We start from the raw sequence: 241 nt of genomic DNA, 5'->3' as shown, positions 1-241 counted from the left end.
GATCAATACGATAAAACTGCCCAGCAGGATCAGAGCGTCCATTAAACGGCACCTTCACTTTCTTCAACCAGGTCGAACTGCACGACCCGACGTTTGCTCTGGTCACCGAGCAAGAGTTTTTCCACGACAAAAATCAGCGTCAGCAAGCCGCCCAGGGGGATCGGCAGATAGGTCACGCCAACCCGCAGATCGGGCAGGGCGGCCATGAACTGGTTCCAGGTGGACATGCACAGCTTGGTGC

At 56.0% G+C, this 241-nt stretch carries 1 protein-coding gene; it reads right to left on the bottom strand.

The genetic code is table 11. The features are described 5' to 3' along the window. Positions 1 to 41: 41 nt before the first annotated feature. The coding region (locus tag AAEY83_RS18075; protein ID WP_351061454.1) for a hypothetical protein at positions 42 to 241 on the bottom strand (200 nt) is incomplete at its 5' end.

The organism is Psychrobacter sp. TB20-MNA-CIBAN-0197, assembly GCF_040309765.1.
GTDB classification, from domain to species: domain Bacteria; phylum Pseudomonadota; class Gammaproteobacteria; order Pseudomonadales; family Moraxellaceae; genus Psychrobacter; species Psychrobacter submarinus.
This window is presented reverse-complemented; position numbering and strand designations above follow the sequence as displayed.